Annotated in this window: 13 protein-coding genes; 4 read left to right on the forward strand and 9 right to left on the reverse strand. The window is 70.4% G+C overall.

The genetic code is table 11. The annotated features are described in order from the left end of the window. Window positions 1–1,327: 1,327 nt before the first annotated feature. Entirely contained in the window at window positions 1,328–2,359 is a 1,032-nt protein-coding gene (locus OG992_RS21075) for a hypothetical protein (protein ID WP_238687699.1), read from the forward strand. Between the two features lie 89 nt (window positions 2,360–2,448). Here OG992_RS21075 and OG992_RS21080 read toward each other — a convergent pair whose 3' ends face one another. Together OG992_RS21080 and OG992_RS21085 are read right to left on the reverse strand one after the other, a co-directional pair. Further along, on the reverse strand, window positions 2,449–3,450 hold the full coding sequence (locus OG992_RS21080) for a D-alanine--D-alanine ligase (protein WP_238687632.1): 1,002 nt from the start codon (window positions 3,448–3,450) through the stop codon (window positions 2,449–2,451). Between the two features lie 7 nt (window positions 3,451–3,457). After that, window positions 3,458–4,771, reverse strand: a complete 1,314-nt coding sequence (locus OG992_RS21085) for a PLP-dependent aminotransferase family protein (RefSeq protein ID WP_091396573.1) — start codon at window positions 4,769–4,771, stop codon at window positions 3,458–3,460. A gap of 293 nt (window positions 4,772–5,064) precedes the next feature. Between OG992_RS21085 and OG992_RS21090 the strand changes: the two genes are divergently transcribed. Further along, window positions 5,065–5,730, forward strand: a complete 666-nt coding sequence (locus OG992_RS21090; protein ID WP_091396576.1) for a GNAT family N-acetyltransferase — start codon at window positions 5,065–5,067, stop codon at window positions 5,728–5,730. A gap of 14 nt (window positions 5,731–5,744) precedes the next feature. On the opposite strand, the gene OG992_RS21095 is transcribed toward OG992_RS21090, so the two are convergent. From OG992_RS21095 to murJ, 7 genes are all read right to left on the reverse strand, one after another. Beyond that, a complete protein-coding gene (locus OG992_RS21095) occupies window positions 5,745–6,908 on the reverse strand; it encodes an N-acetylmuramoyl-L-alanine amidase (RefSeq protein ID WP_266304106.1) in 1,164 nt (387 codons plus the stop codon). 171 nt (window positions 6,909–7,079) lie between these two features. Continuing rightward, entirely contained in the window at window positions 7,080–7,403 is a 324-nt protein-coding gene (gene trxA / locus OG992_RS21100; protein ID WP_030331849.1) for a thioredoxin, read from the reverse strand. Between the two features lie 31 nt (window positions 7,404–7,434). Beyond that, complete coding sequence (gene trxB, locus OG992_RS21105) at window positions 7,435–8,385, reverse strand: thioredoxin-disulfide reductase (protein WP_238687629.1); 951 nt, start codon at window positions 8,383–8,385, stop codon at window positions 7,435–7,437. 183 nt (window positions 8,386–8,568) lie between these two features. Next, window positions 8,569–9,591 carry a hypothetical protein gene (locus OG992_RS21110; RefSeq protein ID WP_266304107.1) on the reverse strand — a complete coding sequence of 341 codons (1,023 nt, stop codon included), beginning with the start codon at window positions 9,589–9,591 and terminating at the stop codon, window positions 8,569–8,571. Beyond that, complete coding sequence (gene sigM / locus OG992_RS21115) at window positions 9,588–10,298, reverse strand: RNA polymerase sigma factor SigM (RefSeq protein ID WP_238687627.1); 711 nt, start codon at window positions 10,296–10,298, stop codon at window positions 9,588–9,590. The genes OG992_RS21110 and sigM overlap by 4 nt, the downstream gene beginning before the upstream one ends. A 43-nt stretch (window positions 10,299–10,341) precedes the next feature. Beyond that, window positions 10,342–11,949 (reverse strand): protein kinase family protein, encoded by a 1,608-nt coding sequence (locus OG992_RS21120; RefSeq protein ID WP_238687626.1) that lies wholly within the window; start codon window positions 11,947–11,949, stop codon window positions 10,342–10,344. Between the two features lie 446 nt (window positions 11,950–12,395). Next, window positions 12,396–14,135, reverse strand: coding sequence for a murein biosynthesis integral membrane protein MurJ (murJ, locus tag OG992_RS21125; protein ID WP_238687625.1), 1,740 nt, complete (start codon window positions 14,133–14,135; stop codon window positions 12,396–12,398). A gap of 126 nt (window positions 14,136–14,261) precedes the next feature. Between murJ and OG992_RS21130 the strand changes: the two genes are divergently transcribed. Then, window positions 14,262–15,722, forward strand: a complete 1,461-nt coding sequence (locus OG992_RS21130) for a CCA tRNA nucleotidyltransferase (RefSeq protein WP_266304108.1) — start codon at window positions 14,262–14,264, stop codon at window positions 15,720–15,722. A gap of 71 nt (window positions 15,723–15,793) precedes the next feature. After that, window positions 15,794–18,106, forward strand: coding sequence for a S8 family serine peptidase (locus tag OG992_RS21135; RefSeq protein ID WP_266304109.1), 2,313 nt, complete (start codon window positions 15,794–15,796; stop codon window positions 18,104–18,106). Window positions 18,107–18,219 lie beyond the last annotated feature (113 nt).

Consider the following 18,219-nt stretch of genomic DNA (forward strand, 5'->3'; position numbering starts at 1 on the left):
GCTGGCGGCGGCAAAGTCGAGTACTGGCGTTGAGGAGATCCTCTACACGCGTCGCAGGAGGCCCCGGAATGGTCCACTCGACCACAACCACCCTCAGCGCCGGCCAAAGCGCCAGCGAGCCGCTGAGTGGTGCCAAACGACGTCTCCATGGTTGTCCGCAGGTGGCCCCAGGGCTCTCGGTCGCTGTCAGTCTCCGGGAGAAGCCTCGCAGACCTTGGCGGGACCGCCGATCGCCGGACCGCCAGACCGACCTGACCACCGGAGGGATCACCGGAGTTCCACCGAAGGCGTGGGGCCACCGGCCCGCCGGGCCGCCGGGCCGTCGGGCCGCCGGGCCGTCGGGCCGTCGGGCCGCCGGGCCGTCGGGCCGTCGGGCCGTCGGGCCGTCGGGCCGCCGGGCCGCAGAACTGGATGTACGAGCGGTAGTCCAGCGGGAGCCCGACCCCGGACCGCCGGATCGCCTGCCCACCCGGCGCGCGGTTTCACGTGAAACCGAGTTGGTGGCTCGCTGGCACCGATCGAAACCCTGGATGTCGGAGTGGTTGGCCAAGCGGAGTCGACTCCTTGCCCCAGGCGCTCAACGTCGGTGCCGCGATTCGGTCTCCCGTCCCCGGCCCATCCGGAGCGATCGGGCGTCCGGACCGCAGGGGTGCACGGGCCGAGGTCTGTATGGGTGGGGGCCCGCAAACGAGCCATGTCGTCGCCGTCGACGTGTGCCAAATGAGCCAGCGGGTGGTCGTCGGTGGCTGGATACCGCGCTGGCGGTGGCACGCGAAGCGGATCAGCGCACACCGGACCGATTCCTTCTCCGGTGGCCACCGACTTCGCCGATCTGGCGGTTCGCGGACAACGACCGACTGGCCGAAAAGTTATCCACACCGGTTGTCCACAGGCACCCCCCGTTTCACGTGAAACAGCGCGTGGGAGCGGGTGTGAGCCTGTGGATGACGGCCTGTGTTCAGGATCTCGGCAGCCTGTGGATATCGCCTCTCGGTACCCGCGCGACCACGCGCACCCGGTCGACGATGGGCACCGATCCGGTGGCCCGCGACCGCTCGAACAGGTAGGGACAGCGGTGCCAGACTCGGTTAGGGTCAGCGTCGTGCACGACAACCCTCCCTCAGTCCCGGACTTCACCCAGTGGCCGTCATTTCCCTTCGAGGGTGACCTCCACGTGAAGCAACTCGATGATCCGGTCCCGGTCGAGCCGCCCCGGAAGGGCGAGGGTCTCCGGGAATGCACCGCCTGCAACGCACCCGACGACGCCTACATCTGGGTGGGCGAGCGGTGGCGGGTCCGCGCCATGGACCGGCCCACCGGCCTGCCCATGGTGCTCATCCTGGAATCGCGCACCCACCTCGACCTCGGCGACCTGCCGAACCTCCTGGCCGCCGAGCTGGGGGTAATGACCGTACGTCTGGAGCGGGCCATCCGGTCGCTCGACGGCGTGGCACGGGTGCACGTCAATCGCTGGGGCGACGGCTCGGCTCATCTGCACATGTGGTTCCTCGCCCGTCCGTACGGCCGGCTTCAACTGCGGGGCACGTTCCTGTCCCTGTGGGACTCGATCCTGCCGCCGATCTCCGAGGCGCAGTGGCGGGAAAATCTTGCGCTCGTCGCGGCCTGGCTCGCCGAGTTCGGCGGCCGCCCGCTCGCCGAGCCGCCCCGCATCCAGTGGCAGGCGCCGTCCAGTCTGCTGGCTCAGTCCGCTGCCGCGGATGCCGCTGCCGCAGCGGAGGCCGCCTCGGCGGCAGCAGCCGGGACGGAGGCGGTCTCGGTCATCGAGGCGGCGGAGGAGATCCCGGAGCCAGCTCTCGACTCCACCCCTGATCCGACCGACGCCGACAGCGGACCCCGGGCCGACCCGGTCGTCGACCCGGACGCCGGCGCCGGCTCGACGACGGCCACCGTTACCGACCACGCGGCTGAACCCACCCGGTCGGTCACGGGTAGCGGTCCGGCGGCTGAGCCCTCTCGGAGGGCATCCGCCACCAATCTGCCCGGCATCCCGGCCTCCGGCACCCGGGACTCCACCGACACGGCATCCGGCAGCGCGGCATCGGGCGGCGCCGCCACGACGGCCACCGATGGACTCCACACCCGCCAAGCGGAAAAACCCACCGGCGGGCCGCACGTCGTCGGCTCGGCGGAGACGCCCACCGGCGGGCCCCACGTCGGCCCGGCGAGCGGAAGCGCCGACGAAGTTGGTTTCGCCGACCCGGCCGAGTCCGCCCCGGCCACCGGGGGCGCATCCGGAGAGGCCGTCAGCAAGACCGCCTCCGAGAGGGGCACCGGCACTCCGGGCGCTGCCGCGCGCACCAACGGCAGCGGCACACCCGATGTACGCGCGACCCACTGAACTGGAATCGACCGTGCGGTTGACCCCGACAGGCCAACCTCACGGTCGTCCGACGGATGGTTCGCTCGGCGAGCGGGTTGGCGGGTAGGTCAGTGCTTGGTGAGGCGGGCGGCTGCTCGGGCGACCAGGGTGCCGAGGAGTCGGCCGAAGTCCAGCCCGGCGGCCTGCACGGCGAGCGGTAGCAGCGACGTCTCCGTCATGCCCGGCGAGACGTTGACCTCCAGCACGTGCGGCTGGCCGGCCGCGTCCACGATCACGTCGACGCGGGAGAGATCCCGTAGACCGAGCGCGGTGTGCGCGGCGAGGGCCACGTCAGCGACAGTGGCAGCCACCTCCGGGTCCAGCCGGGCGGGGGCGTGCCAGGTGGTGCGCCCTGCGGTGTAGCGGGCGGCGTAGTCGTACACGCCGTTGCGCGGCACGATCTCCACCGGCGGCAGCGCCTGCGGGCCGTCACCGAGGTCGACGACGGAGACCGCCACATCCATCCCCGGCACGTACCGCTCCACGAGCGCCGTGGAGTAGTACGCGAAGCAGCCGACCATCGCGGCGGGCAGCGCGGAGGCGTCCCGGACCACCGCCCCGCCCAGCCCGGACCCGCCCTGCGCCGGCTTCACCATCAGGGGTACGCCCAGACGGTCGACGATCCGGTCCAGGACGGCGACCGCGCCGAGTTCGGAGAAACGATCGTGCGGGAGCGCGACCCAGTCGGGGGTGGGGATGCCGGCCTCGCGGAGCACCGCCTTGGCCGAGGGCTTGTCCCAGGCGACCCGGGAGGCCCGAGCGTCGCAGCCGACGTACGGGACGTCACACAGATCCAGCACCCCGCGCAGTGAGCCGTCCTCGCCGGTCGCGCCGTGCAGTGCGATCACCACCGCGTCCGGCGGGTCGGCCGCGAGCGACGGCAGAAGCGCCACGTCCGCGTCCCGCAACTCGGCCTCCACCCCGACGGCGCGCAGCGCGTCGAGCACCCGACGACCGGAGCGCAGCGACACGTCCCGTTCGTAGGAGAGCCCACCCGCGAGCACCACGACGCGCAGGTCGGCCGAGATGGCGGAATCGGTCACGAGGAGGCGCTCGGCGGTCGTAGCCATGCCGGCATCATGCCAAGTCGGGCCCGGGCACGTCGGAGCCGGCCCGGCCGCGTCGGCCGGCGGCGCCACCCACGGCACCGAAGACCCGGCGCATCGCGATCTCCTGCTCCATCACCCCGGCGAGCCGGCGGACGCCCTCGCGGATCCGCTCCGGCGGCGGGAAACTGAAGTTGAGTCGCATGGCGTCGGTGCCGGTGCCGTCGGCGTAGAAGCCGGTGCCGGGAACGTAGGCGACGCGGGCGGCGACCGCTCGCGGCATCATGGCCTTCGAGTCGAGCCCGTCGGGCAGGCTGGCCCACACGAAGAGACCGCCGGCCGGGGTCGTCCAGCTGGTGCCCTCGGGCATCAGGTCGGCCATCGCGTCGAGCAGGGCGTCGCGGCGTTCCCGGTAGACCTCGCGGTAGACCTTGAGCTGCTGCCGCCAGGGCATCGTGCTCAGGTAGGTGGCCACCGCGGCCTGGGCGAAACCGCTGGGGCAGAGGATCTGCGCCTCGCTGGCGATGACCAGTTTGTCGCGGACCGCGTGCGGCGCCAGGATCCAGCCGACCCGCAGGCCGGGGGCGAAGGTCTTGGAGAAGGTGCTGAGGTAGAAGACGCCGTCGCGGCGGCGGGCCCGCAGGGGGGCCGGGGCCTCACCCTCGAACCCCAGTTGACCGTACGGGTCGTCCTCGACGACGAGCAGGCCGGCACGCTCGCAGATGTCGAGCACCCGTTCCCGGCGCTCCTCGCTGAGCGTCACGCCGGTCGGGTTCTGGTAGGTGGGGATCGTGTAGAGGAACTTGACCCGCTGGCCCGCGCGGGCCAGGTCGGCGATGGCCGTCTCCAGCGCCTCCGGGATCAGCCCGTCCGCATCCATCGGTACGTGGACGACCTGCGCCTGGGCGGCCTGAAACACGCCGAGCGCACCGACGTACGTCGGCCCCTCGGCGAGCACCACGTCACCGGGGTCGAGGAAGAGCCGGGCCACCAGGTCCAGTGCCTGCTGCCCGCCCACGGTGACCACGACGTCCTCCGGGGAGGCACCGCAAGCGGCGTCGATCCCGGAGAGCGACATCACCTCGCAGATCCGCTCGCGCAGCTCGAGGGTGCCCTGACCAATGCCGTACTGAAGGGTGGTCACGCCGTGCTCGGAGCCGAGCCGGCCGAGCATCTCGCCGACCGCGTCCAGCGGAAGGGCGGCGATGTACGGTGCGCCACCGGCGAGCGAGACGACCTCCGGACGACTAGCCACCGCGAACAATGCTCGGATCTCGGAGGCGGTCATCCCGCGTACCCGCCGGGCGTACCGGTCGGTGTAGTCGTCGAGTGTCGTGCCGGTCATGACCTCACCTCGATCGCTGCTCGAGTGGCTCCGCCCCGGGTACCCCGCACACCGCTGACCATGGCGGCGGGCACACCGATTGTCGATCCTAGTCCGCAAGAGTCGTGCCGCCGCGGTGCCGCAGCAGATCGACCACATGGCGGACCGTCCTCGGCGCCCCCGTTGCGGTGGGCATTCGCGCGTCCCCTCCCGTATCGCCGATCGGCGGCGTACGATCGCTCGTCGGGGGCAGGAAGGCGGCGCTGTCGTTCCATGCCGGTCTCACCACCGAGCCTATTGTGGGGATGCGCCATATGTCGCGACGTCTGGTCAGCCTGACCCTCGACACGTTGGAAGACCTCCCGCGCCCGTGCCGGCAGTGCGTCTACTGGGAGCTCGATCCGGTCTCCGCGGACCGGGCCTGCGCCGCTGGCGATCCGGGCCTGGAGAAGGAGGCCTGGGTCTCCCAGACACTGCTGGAGTGGGGCTCCTGCGGCAAGCTCGCGTACGTCGACGGCATGCCGGCCGGCTTCGTGATGTACGCCCCGCCCGCCTACGTGCCCCGTTCGATGGCGTTCCCTACCTCACCGGTCTCCGCGGACGCGGCACTGTTGATGACGGCCAACGTGGTCGCCGCGTTCTCCGGCGGCGGGTTGGGCCGGATGCTTGTGCAGGGTGTCGCCCGGGATCTGACCAAGCGTGGGATCAAGGCGATCGAGGCATTCGGCGACGCCAAGTTCGGCGACGCGGATGACCCGGCCGGCGGTTGCGTGGCCCCGGTCGACTTCTTCCTCTCCGTGGGCTTCAAGACCGTACGTCCGCATCCGCGCTTCCCTCGGCTGCGTCTCGAGCTGCGTACGGCGCTGAGCTGGAAGTCTGACGTCGAGTACGCACTGGAGAAACTGCTCGGGTCGATGAGCCCGGAGACCCTGCTCCGGCCGGTCCGTCCGGCCCCGGCCACCCGCTCCACAAACGGCTGACGCCCGGCGGCGGATCAGTCCACCACGGTGCCGGCGGCCACCACGGCACGCAGTTCGCTGACGTCGAGCGATCCGGTCGGGACGTCTCGCTCGATCGGGTAGTACATCCGCTGCACCGCGGCCACGATCGCCTCCACCACCCGGTCCCGGAACCGGGGGTCGACAAGGTGGGCGCGGTCCGTCGGCGAGGTGAGGTAGCCGACCTCGACCCGGACGGCGGGCATCCGCGTCAGTCGCAGCAACTCCCACGTCTTGGCGTGGGTACGGCAGTCCCGCAGCCCGGTGCGAGCGACGATCTCCCGCTGTACCAGCCCGGCCAGGCGTTCACCGGTCGCCGAGGTCACCCCGTTGTCGGTGCCGTAGTGGTAGGTCGCGACGCCCTCCGCATCCGGGTTGGCGTGGCCGTCCAGGTGCAGCGAGATGAACACGTCGGCGCCGAGCGAGTTGGCGAGCAGGGCCCGGTCGGTGTCCGGCAGGCAACTGTCGGGCGACGGGCCCCGGGTGAGCTGCACCCGCACTCCGGAGGCGGCGAGTCGCCCCTCCAGTCGGCTGGCCAGGTCGTGCACCAGGTCCGCCTCGGTCCAGCGCAGCGAGCCGTCGGGCACCACCATCCCGGGGTCGGTGCCGCCGTGCCCCGGGTCGATGACGACCGTCTTGCCGACCAACGCCGGCCCGGACTGCCGGATCGCGTCGGATTCGCGGAGCCACTGCGGGCGGCCACCGACCACCTTGCGGCCGATGCGGCGGAGCGCGTTCATGGTGTGTGGGCCGCAGGATCCGTCCGGGGTGAGCCCTACCTCACGCTGGAACTGGGCCACCGCCCGCGACGTCCGGACACCGTAGATCGCGTCCGCGCGGCCCACGTCGTACCCCATCTCCAGCAGCCGCTCCTGTAGCGACCGGACATCCTCGCCGGTGAGCGGCTCGGGGACCGCGTGGTAGAGGGTGCGGGCGCCGAGCCGCCAACGGGCGGCATCCAGGGCGCGCCAGGTTTCCGCGCCGACCCGGCCGTCCACACTGAGCCCGCGCGACTGCTGGAACGCGCGGACCGCCCGCTCGGTGTCGAGGTCGAACTCGTCGGTTTGCGGGCCGGCGGCGGCGAGCAGTTCGAGGCCGGTCAGGATGGTACGGATCTCCGTGACCGCGGGTCCCCGGTCACCGGGTCGGATCGGACGCACGCACGACCCCCTCTGCACGACGCTGGCTGGCCGGGCGGCCCAGGCTTGAGGTTATGCGTTCCGGGGCGGCGAGGTGGCTGGGGCCGAGAAATCCGTCGGCGGTACGGCCGGGAAGACACCGAACCCCGCGCCCGGCGAACGGGTGCGGGGTTCGGTTGATGTTTCTGCTGGTCAGAGGGCCGATTCGATGAGCCGGACCAGCTCGCCCTTCGGCTTGGCACCGGCGATCGACTGCACCGGCTGGCCGTTCTTGAAGACGGTGAGCGTCGGCACCGACATCACCCGGTAGGCCCGAGCGGTCTCCGGGTTCTCGTCGATGTTGAGCTTGACGATGGTGACCTGGTCACCCATCTCCCGGGCGATCTCCTCCAGCAGCGGCGACACCTTGCGGCACGGCCCGCACCACTCCGCCCAGAAGTCCACCAGCACCGGCTTGTCGGCCTGCAGCACGTCAGCGACGAAGCTCTTGTCGGTGACGGCCTTGGTTGTTCCCACTATGCCCCTCCTCCGGGATGTGTTCCTTGTTTCAGCTGAGCGTCGCGATGAACCGCTCGGCGTCGAGCGCTGCGGCACAACCGGTGCCGGCCGCGGTGATCGCCTGACGGTAGGTGTGGTCGACCAGGTCACCGGCGGCGAAGACGCCGGGGATGTTGGTGCGGGTGCTGGGAGCCTGGACCTTGACGTAGCCCTCGTCGTCCATCTCGACCTGACCACGGAAGAGCTCGCTGCGGGGGTCGTGACCGATGGCGACGAAGACGCCGGTCACGTCCATCACCTTGGTGTCACCGGTGTGCACGTTGCGGACCCGTACGCCGGTGACCTTGCCGTCGTCGCCCAGGATCTCCTCGACGGCGCTGTTCCACTCGACCTTGATCTTCTCGTTGCTCAACGCCCGCTCAGCCATGATCTTGCTGGCCCGGAACGAGTCGCGGCGGTGGATGATGGTGACCGATTCGGCGAAGCGGGTGAGGAAGCTGGCCTCCTCCATCGCCGAGTCGCCGCCGCCGACGACCACGATGTGCTGATTGCGGAAGAAGAAGCCGTCGCAGGTGGCGCAGGAGGAGACGCCGTGGCCGAGGAACTCCTGCTCGCCGGGCACGCCCAGCGGACGCCAGGCCGAACCGGTGGAGAGAATGATCGATCGGGCCCGGTAGGCGGTCTCGCCGACCCAGACGGTGCTCACCGCGTTGGAGCCGGCGTCGCCGGTGTCCACCAACTCCACCCGGGTCACGTCGTCGGTGAGGAATTCGGCGCCGAACCGCTCGGCCTGCTTGCGCATGTTGTCCATCAGCTCGGGGCCGAGGATGCCGTCCGCGAAGCCGGGGAAGTTTTCCACCTCGGTCGTGGTCATCAGCGCGCCACCGGACTGCACGCCCTCAATGATCAGCGGCTTCAGGTTGGCACGTGCGGCGTAGACCGCCGCTGTGTAGCCGGCCGGCCCGGAGCCGATGATGATCAGGTTGCGGACCTCGTCCACTGCCGTCTCCCGAGTTGTGTGTGTTCGGCGTCGGCGTGAGCACCGATGCCGATCCGAGTCGCCGACGCCTGGGTGGAGCCGGCAGCTGACTTCCAGAACGTCATCGTACGAACCGGGGATTCCCTAGCCGGGCATCCGGTGGGTCAGGTCACGTGGAGGGGCATCGTGCCATTGACCGTGGATTCACCCTACCCGCGCCGAATACCGGCTGTCCGAGCCGGACCCGGGCACCCCGCACTCCGGGCCACTCACCCAGGCCCACCGGGCGCCGCTCGCGTCGGTGAAGTGGATGACCAACGCCTGATCGCCCTGGAACCGGGCGTAGTCGATCACCTCGACCACCAGTGGGGTCGATCCGTGCTCCGTCGCGACGCTGGCCAGACAGCTGGTCAGCGCGGCCTCGTCGGTCAGCCGGGCGAGCTGGTCCGAACCGTCGGGAGAGGGACGGCGCTCGTCCTCGGCATGCACCTCCGGCTGCTCACCCGGAGTGTTGTCGGTCGCCCGGGTGGCAGCCGATGTGCTTGGCGCGTCCGTGCCGTAGGCGTTGCCGAGGGTCTGCGGGCTGTAGTTCGTACCACTGCGCAGTGCCGGCCCGGTGGTGCGGGCCGTCCCGGCCCCCGCGACGCCCTCCGGCGCGCTGGCCGGCTGGTTCATGGCGTTGGTGCCACCCGAGTCGTCCGACGCCCGCATCGAAAGCTGGTTGAGGCCCAGCGCGACGGCGATGACGGCGATCGCGGCGGCGGCCACGGGTGCGCCACGGCGGGCCCAGCCGCGCTGCCGGCGGCCCGGGCCGGTGGACGCCCCGCGCCCCGACCCGCCGGGCGTGGGGACGGGAGGCCGGCGACCGGCCCCGCCCTGCGCCGGTACGACAAACGGCGTCGCCGCGTCGCCGTCCCGATCGACGCTGAGCGCGCCGGCGGGTGTCTCCTCGGTCGAGGTGTCGGTCGTCGGCCCCGCGCTGGCCAACGCGGCCAGGAGGCGGTCGGTGATCGCCGACGGCATCTCCGGGGACGGCTCGGCCCAGCGGGTCAGGTCCGTACGGACCTCGGTCACGGCGGGGGCCAGCAGCGCGTACGCCTCGGCCCAGGACGGGTCCGCGGAGACCAGTCGAGCGACCTCGTCCTGCTGCGGGGTGCCCTCCAACGCCCCGCCGAGGTAGTCAGCGAGGAGGTCGATGTCGACCTCCCGGAACCCCTCGGTCGTCACGTGTCCTCCTGGTTGGCGTCCCGCCGGTATCGACCTGACCCCGATCCGACGCCCTCCACCGGGCCGGGGTTCCCCGGCGTGACGCCGGGCACGCCCGTGATCGGGGCGGTGGGGTCCGGTCGGGCCGAAGGCGTCGCGACGGTGGCCGGGCGGAGATGCCCGAGCAGCACGGCCAGCCGCGCCCGGCCCCGAGCGCACCGGCTCTTCACAGTGCCCTCGGCGACACCGAGGATGCGGGCGACCTCGGCGACCGGATAGCCCTGTACGTCGACCAGCACCAGCGCCGCGCGTTGCTCAAGGGGCAGCGCGGCGAGCGCCTCGCGGACCACCAGCACCGTGTCGTGGTCCGTTGCCGGTGCCGCCGGCTCGAGCCCACCGGTGCCGTCGTCGGCCCGGTTGCCGTCCGGCAGCGGCACGGTGGGGTGCGCCTGCCGGCGTCGGATCCGGTCCAGGCAGGCGTTGACCACGATCCGGTGCAGCCAGGTGGTGACGGCGGAGTCGCCGCGGAAGCGGGCCGCAGCCCGATGCGCCGACAGCAGGGCGTCCTGGAGTGCGTCGGCTGCCTCCTCGCGGTCGCCGAGCGTCCGCAGGGCCACCGCCCACAGCCGGTCCCGGTGCCGGTGGAACAGTTCGGTGAAGGCGTCCCGATCTCCGGCGACGTGCGCGCGCAGCAGCTCCAGGTCTCTTGCGGCGGCGCGCTCGTCCATCACCGCGTCCAGTGCGTGCGATGCCCGGATCGTGGTGCCCGGCTCACGACCCCTGGACCGTAATCTCCTGCACCCCCAGCTTGAACCCACCCTCGGCCGGAGCCAACTCGGTGATCCAGAACAGCAGGTACTGGTATTTCTGGTCGGCGTCGAAGCCGTTGAACGTCATGGTGGTGCCGTCGTGGTCCTCGAACGGCTGGCCGATGGCGGTCTTGTAGCTCGCGACCAACTGCTTGTCACCGTTGGAGCTGGACGGCGGGTTGGTAGTGCCGGCGAGCAGCTGGGCGGACGCGTTGGTGGCCGACAGCACTGCCTGCACCGACTTGACGGTGTGCGGCTGGCCGAGGTCGATCCAGACGCCCATGCCCTTCTTCAGGTTGCCGAAGTTGGGCCGGTCCCGGTAGGTCTCGGTCTCCCAGCCCTTGTCCTCGTCGCCGTCGATGACCTTGTCGGCGCCGTCGATCTCGCTGCGGTCCTTGCTGTCCGGGTCGATGATCCGGACGTTCTTCACCGTCAGCTTGCGGGCCGTCGCGGCGGCCGGGGTGGCGTCGCCGGCCGGGGCACTGGAGGTCGGCGCGGCGACCGGATTGGACTGCGGGTCCTTGTCGTCGCCGCCCAAGGCGATGATCCCGATCAGGAGACCGACCAGGGCGACGGCCAGCAGACCAGCGATCCCGACGGCGACCTTGCGGCCCCCGGCTGCGGCCAGCGGTGACGGCTCTTCCCCGGTTTCGGCGGCGAACCGCAGCGGCCCGCTGTTGTCGAGGTAGTGCTCGTCCTCGGCCGGCACGTCCAGTCGCGCCAATTCCGCGGCGAGCACGTCGGAGGACGGCGGCGCGATCTCGGCGTCGAGCAGGTCCATGGTCAGGTCGTCCAGGTACGCCGGAACGCCCGCCCGGACCTGGCGCGGTGCCGCGATGGCACCCCCGGCGTCCCGAACAGCGTCCGGGATGGCGGCGCGGCCGTGGCCGGCGGTGGCGCCGTGCAGTGGTGCCTCGGCGTGCGGCCAGGAGCCGGTCAGCGCAAAGTAGAGGACACCGCCGACCGCCCGGATGTCGTTCTCCTGGCTGTCGGCGCCGTCGGTGCGGGCGTCGGCCAGGACCACCCGGCCCTCATCACTGATCATGACGGTGCCGGGGTGGACGTTGCCGTGCACCATGCCGGTGGCGTGCACCGCGGCGAGCGCGCTCGCGACGGCGTTGCCGATCGCTGTGGCCCGAGCCGGGTCCAGGGGGCCGTCGGTCGCCAGGTCGCGCAGGGACTGCCCGTCAACCCACTCGCGCACCACGTACGCCCGGTCGGCCTCGTCGATCGCGTCGTAGACGCCGACCAGGTTGGGGTGGATGACCCGGCTGGCCGCGACGGCGGCCTGAAGCATCTCGGTGGCGGAGTCGCCACCCGGGTAACGCAGCACCACGGCAACGGGACGGCGCAGGATGACATCGACCCCGCGCCAGACCAGCCGACCCGCACTGTCGTTGTTGATGTGCTCAACCAGTTCGTACCGCTCGGCGAGGACTTCACCGGCCGTGGGAGCACCGAAGGTCATGACCGGAGGAGCGCTTTCGTCCGCCTCCTGACCCTCGCCGACCTGGGTCACCCGTCCTCCCTCGGTGATCGTGTCGATCGATGAACCCGAACTGCTGGGCATGTGGCTTCCCGCTCTGCCGTTGAAGGAACCGGCCGACCGGTGTCGACGCCCAGCGTCGGCCCCTGCCGTACCCGTCGAGAGCGACCTTACCCGGGTTGCCCGTCACTCCGACATGTCATCTTCCCGCCGTACCTGGCGGGGTTTCCGGCAGTCGAAGAGCTCGTCCGGTTACGACCGTTGTCAGCCACGTTGCTGGCACATGTACTAGCTAATCTACGGCTTCACCGCAAGTGACCGACGCCGGGGCTGGGCTGGCGTGGCGCTCGCGCTGCCTCGTACGTTCCCACCGATCGGGTCGCCACCCTCAGCCGTACGGTTGGTTATCCACAGGCCGAAGCGGCGGTTGACCGGCGAATCGCGGAGTTATCCACAGGCGCATCCCCAGCCTGGTGATCCGTAGTCACATTCGGTATGAGTGCCAACTTGTTGTAATCGAATGCGGACGTTCAGCGACCGAGACGTCGCCGAACCATCCCGACCACCTCGGTGATCTCGCCGATCTTCAGCAGCATGGCGAGGCCCAGATAGGTAGCGCCGATCACCACGCCGCCGATCACGAGCTGGGTCGCCGCCTCGAACCAGCTCGGCACGTCGCCGCCGGGCAGCAGGGTGATCACCAACCATCCGACCAGCGCCGCTCCGAGTGCGGCGACCACGACCCGGCCGAGGGTACGCATGATGGCGCCCAGGCCGATCCGGCCGACCCGAGGCCGGAGCAACCAGGCGGACGCGACAGCCGCCGCCACGTAGGAGACCGCGTTGCCGATCATCATTCCGGCCGCCGCGAAGTGCGCCGCGAACGCGGCGAACAGCACGATCTGCACGCCGACCCGCAGCGCCACCACCGGAATGTTGATCAGGGCGGGCGTACGGGTGTCCGGGAGGGCGTAGAAGGCAAAGGTGAAGAGCTGGCTGATCGCGAACGGCACCAGGGCGATCGCGGCAAACAGCAGCACGGTGGACGTGGCTGACGCGTTCTCGGCGCTGAACGCGCCGTACCGGAAGACGACCACCGAGATCGGGGTGGACAGCACCGCGTAGCAGACCGCGATCGGCGCGAGCACCGCCGACACCATCCGGACACCTCGGGAGAGGTCTGCGGTGACGTCGTGGAACCGCCCGTCGGCTGCGGCGGCTGCCATCCGGGGCATCAGCGCGGTGATGATCGAGACGGCGATGATGCCGTGGGCCATCATCAGCAGCAGGAAGACGTTGTTGTAGATCAGGATGCCGGCCTGGTCCGTGCCCGCGGCCCGGGTGAGGAGATTGACCACCACGAAGAGGCCGAGCTGGTTGACCGCCACGTAGCAGAACATCCAGGCCCCGAGCTGGGCCAGCTCGCGCAGCCCCAGCTCGCGGAAGTCGAACCGCCACTTCCAGCGGAAGCCGACCTTGCGCAGCGCCGGCAACAGCCCGGCGGTCTGCACCGCCACGCCGAGCAGGGTGCCACCACCGACCAGCAGGATCCGGCCGGCGTCCATCTCCGACGGCTGTAGTCCCTTCGCCCCGTAGACCAGGATGTAGAGACCGAAGACGCCGATGACCACCAGGTTGTTGAGGATGGGAGCCCACATCGGCGCGGCGAAGTGGCCCCTGGTGTTCAGCACCGCTGCGATCAACGCGCTGACACCGGTGAAGAACAGCATCGGCAGGATCAGCCACGACAGGCGTGTGATCAGTGTGGTGTAGGCCTCGTCCTTGCCGCTGGCGTAGATGGCAGTCAGCCAGGACGCCGACGCCACCGCGATCAGGGCCGCCACCGCCAACGCCAGCACCGCGAGGCTGAGCAACCGCTGGGCGTACGCCTCACCCCGGTCCGGGTCGCTCTTGCGCCGACGGACCAGCACCGGGATCAGCACGCTGGTGAGCACCCCGCCGAGCAGGAACTCGTACACCTGGTTGGGGAGGAAGATGGCTGTCGTGTAGGCGTTGCCGATCAGGTTGCCGAGGGCGGCGCCGATCATCAGGTTCCGGATGAAGCCGGTGCCCCGGCTCACCAGACTGCCGACGGCCATGACCGCGCTGTTGGCGGCCGCGCTGGTCTCGCCGACGACCTCGGGCGGGGGTGCCGTCGCCTCCACCGCAGGCTGGTTCAGCGGCTCCGCGGAGATGAAGATCGCCCCGTCAGCCGGCGGCACGTTACCGTCCGGCGTGGCGTTGGCGCTGCGGTAGAGCCCGCCGCTCATCTCCAGCCTCCCAGGGGTACGTCGAGCCGGACACCGACCCGCACGCCACAGACCATAGTCAACCCCCACCCGTTACCCGCGCCCGGCGGATCGGATCACACCCCTGCCCGATAAGCTGGTGATCCCATGTCCGAAGCCTCCGCTCCTCACGCCGCCGACCGCCGCGAACTCACCGCCGCGCAGCGCAACGCCGTCGCCGAACTGCTCCGGGTGTCCCCGGTCGCCGACGAGTTGGGCCGCCGCTTCGTCCGCGCCGGTCACGAGTTGCACCTGGTGGGCGGTTCGGTGCGGGATGCCCTGCTCGGTCGACTCGGGGATGACCTCGACTTCTGCACCGACGCGCACCCCGACGAGACCCTGCGGATCATCAAGGGCTGGGCCGAGTCGATCTGGGAGACCGGTCGGGAGTTCGGCACCATCGGCGCTCAGCGCGACGGCCTCCGACTGGAGATCACGACGTTCCGTGCTGAATCGTACGACCAGGTCAGCCGCAACCCGGTGGTGGTGTACGGCACCAGCCTCGACGAGGACCTGAAGCGGCGCGACTTCACGATCAACGCGATGGCGGTCAGCCTGCCGGCCCACCGGTTCACCGACCCGCACGGTGGGCTGGACGATCTCTCGGCCAAGGTGATCCGTACCCCGAGCACGCCTGGTGAGTCGTTCGGCGACGACCCGCTGCGGATGCTGCGGGCCGCCCGGTTCGCCGCGCAGCTCCGCTTCGCCGTGCACCCCGACGTGCACCTGGCGATGACCGAGATGGCCGCCGACCTGGACCGGATCACCGCCGAGCGGATCCGCGACGAGTTCACCAAGTTGCTCTGCGGCGCGGACCCGATCACCGGGCTGCGGCTGCTGGTCGACACCGGGCTGGCCGAGCGGTTCCTGCCGGAGCTGACCGGGCTGAAGCTGGAGATCGACGAGCACGCCCAGCACAAGGACGTCTACGAGCACACGTTGACGGTCGTCGAGAACGCGGTCTCCTACGAGGAGGGGGGCTGCGACTTCATCCTGCGGATGGCCGCCCTCCTGCACGACGTGGGCAAGCCGGCGACGAAGGCGGTCGGGTCCGACGGCCGGGTCAGCTTCCACCACCACGAGGTGGTCGGCGCCCGGCTGACCAAGGCCCGGATGAAGGCGATGCGCTACCCGAAGGACGTCACCGCGCAGGTGACCGCGCTGGTCGCGCTGCACCTGCGCTTCTACGGGTACGGGCGGGGCGAGTGGACCGACTCGGCGGTGCGCCGCTACGTCGCCGACGCCGGTGACCTGCTGCCCCGCCTGCACAAGCTGACCCGCTCCGACTGCACGACCCGCAACCGGCGCAAGGCCGCCCAACTCGCGGCCGACTACGACGCGCTGGAGGATCGGATCGCCCGGATCGAGGCCGAGGAAGACCTGGCGCGGGTTCGACCCGACCTGGACGGCAACGCGATCATGGAGCTGCTCGGCGTACCGCCGGGGCCGGTGGTCGGGCGGGCCTGGAAGCACCTCAAGGAGCAACGCCTCGAGCACGGCCCGCTGGACCGCGACGCCGCCGAGGCGGAGCTGCTGCGCTGGGCCCGCGCCGAGGGCATCCCCAACTGACGCGCTCGACCTCGATGCTTGTCGTGTAGCGCGATCCGTCGTGGGGTGGCGGGAGCCGTCACTCGCAGGACGTGGCTGACGGCGATGCACAGCTGTCCGGTCGACGACGAAACGCGAGCGGATCGACCGAATGGCTGAGGTGTAGCGCTTTCATCGTCGTCCATGATTGCTGGGCGTCCGTCGGCTACCGGTCCATCGACACCGCCGCCGACCCCACCGCCCGTCCGGCCCTCCGGATTGGACGGGCGACGACCAAACGGGGAGATCATCTAGTGAAACGCCGTGGCGTGCTACGCCGCTCGGCGGTGGCGAGCCTTGTTCTCGCCTCCGCAACCATCATCGTCAGCGCCGCGACCGGTGGGGCCGCCATGGCCGAACCGTCCGCTCCGCTGGCGCCGAAGCCCGCGAGCAAGTTGACCGCCCCCAAGCCGGACAGCCGGTTGTCCAAAGCCAAGCCCGTCGAGGTCGTACCGGATCGCTACATCGTGGTCTTCAAGAACAAGAAGACCACCCCGGCCAAAATCAAGGCAGCGGCTTCGGCCCTGGCCACGAAGAACGGCGGCAGCGTCCGTCGGCTGTACAGCAACGCCGTCAACGGCTACTCCGCCGCGATGACCGCGAAGCAGGCCGGCCGGCTGGCCGCCGACCCGGATGTCGCATCCGTGGAGCCGGTGGTCCGCTTCCAAGGGAGCGGGACGCAGAGCGCGCCCCCCTCCTGGGGCCTGGACCGGATCGATCAGGTTTCGCCCAAGCTGAGTGGCAGCTACACCTACCCCAACACCGGTGCCGGGGTGAACGCGTACATCATGGACAGCGGCATCGACATCAGTCACAGCGACTTCGGTGGCCGTGCCTCGTACGGCTACGACGCGGTCGACCAGGACAATGTGGCACAGGACTGCGACGGTCACGGCACGCACGTGGCGGGCACCGTCGGCGGCACCAAATACGGCGTGGCCAAGAACGTCAACCTGGTCGCCGTCCGGGTCCTCGACTGCAGTGGTGGTGGCACCACCGAGCAGGTCCTGGCCGGGATCGACTGGGTGACCGCCAATGCGCAGAAGCCTGCCGTGGTCAACATGAGCCTCGGCGCGCCGTATAACCCGGACTACCCGGCGATCCCCAACGCGGTCAGCAACTCCATCGCCACCGGTCTCACCTACGCGGTGGCCGCCGGCAACGATGCAGACGATGCCTGCGCGTACAGCCCGGCCAGGGTGTCGGCGGCGATCACCGTCGGAGCCACCGACAGGTTCGACCGTCGGGCCGTGACCGAGGAATTCGATTCGAACTACGGTCCGTGTGTCGACGTCTGGGCTCCGGGCGTGGACATCGTCTCGGCGGCAAACGGGACCACCGACGGGTCGGTGGCCTCCAGCGGGACCTCGATGGCGGCGCCGCACGTGGCCGGAGCCGCTGCGCTGCTGCTTCAGTCGAACCCGACGTGGTCCCCGTCGCAGGTGCGCAACACGATCGTGACCCGAGGGCTCGCTGGCGCGGTGCTGAACCCGCAGGGCGGGGTGGACCGTCTGCTCAACGTCGCGTCGGCCCTCTCTCCGGCGCGCACCTCGCACGGCCTGCTGGCACGTTCCAACGGCTATTTCGTCTCCGCTGACGGCGCGGGCAGCAAGCCTCTGGCCGCCGTCGGCCCAGTGCTGGGCGGCTGGGAGAAGCTCGACATCGTCGACGCCGGCAACGGCTTGGTCGCACTGCGGGCGAACGTCAACGGCAAGTACGTCAGTGCCACCGGTGCCGGCAGCAAGCCGCTGATCGCCACAGCCACGTCGGTGAGCACCTGGGAGAGGTTCCAGCTGGTTCACCAGATCGACGGCACGGTGAGCCTGAAGGCCACCGTCAACAACAAGTACGTCAGTGCGCCCAACAACGGTGGCCCGCTGGTTGCCAGCGCGGTGAACGCCAGCACCTGGGAGAAGTTCGACCTCGAAACGAACCTGATCGTCAGCTTCAAATCGGCCGTCAGCGGCAAGTACGTCTCCGCCGACGGTGCCGGGAGCAAGCCGTTGATCCCGTTGGTCGCGTCGGTGAGTACCTGGGAGAAGTTCGAGCTGTTCGATCTGGACTACTACGGCTACTTCGGCCTGCGTTCGTTGGCCAACGGCAAGTGGGTCTCGGCGACCGGTGCCGGATCGAAGCCGATCCTTGCTTCGGCCCCCGCAATCGATGACTGGGAGGTCTTCAACTTCTGGCACCGGGGTGTCGGGACCACTGACGGGTCGGGCTGGATCTTCGCGTACGTCGACGAGCAGGCGGTCAGTGCCGGCAGCGCCGGCACCAGCCAGCTGATCCCGAACAAGGACCCCAACTACTCGGCTCCGGACCTCGGCCTCTCGGCGGGCGAGCGCTTCTCCATGAACCTCGCCTGAACCAGCCACGGAATTACCACCGGCGCCCGCCGGCACCCCTCCCTCGGGAGGCGGTGCCGGCGGGCGCCGGTCGTTCGTGGGTCATCCGGTGCCGACCAGAGCCCTGACGCTCG

The organism is Micromonospora sp. NBC_00362 (assembly GCF_026342155.1).
GTDB classification, from domain to species: Bacteria; Actinomycetota; Actinomycetes; order Mycobacteriales; family Micromonosporaceae; genus Micromonospora; species Micromonospora hortensis.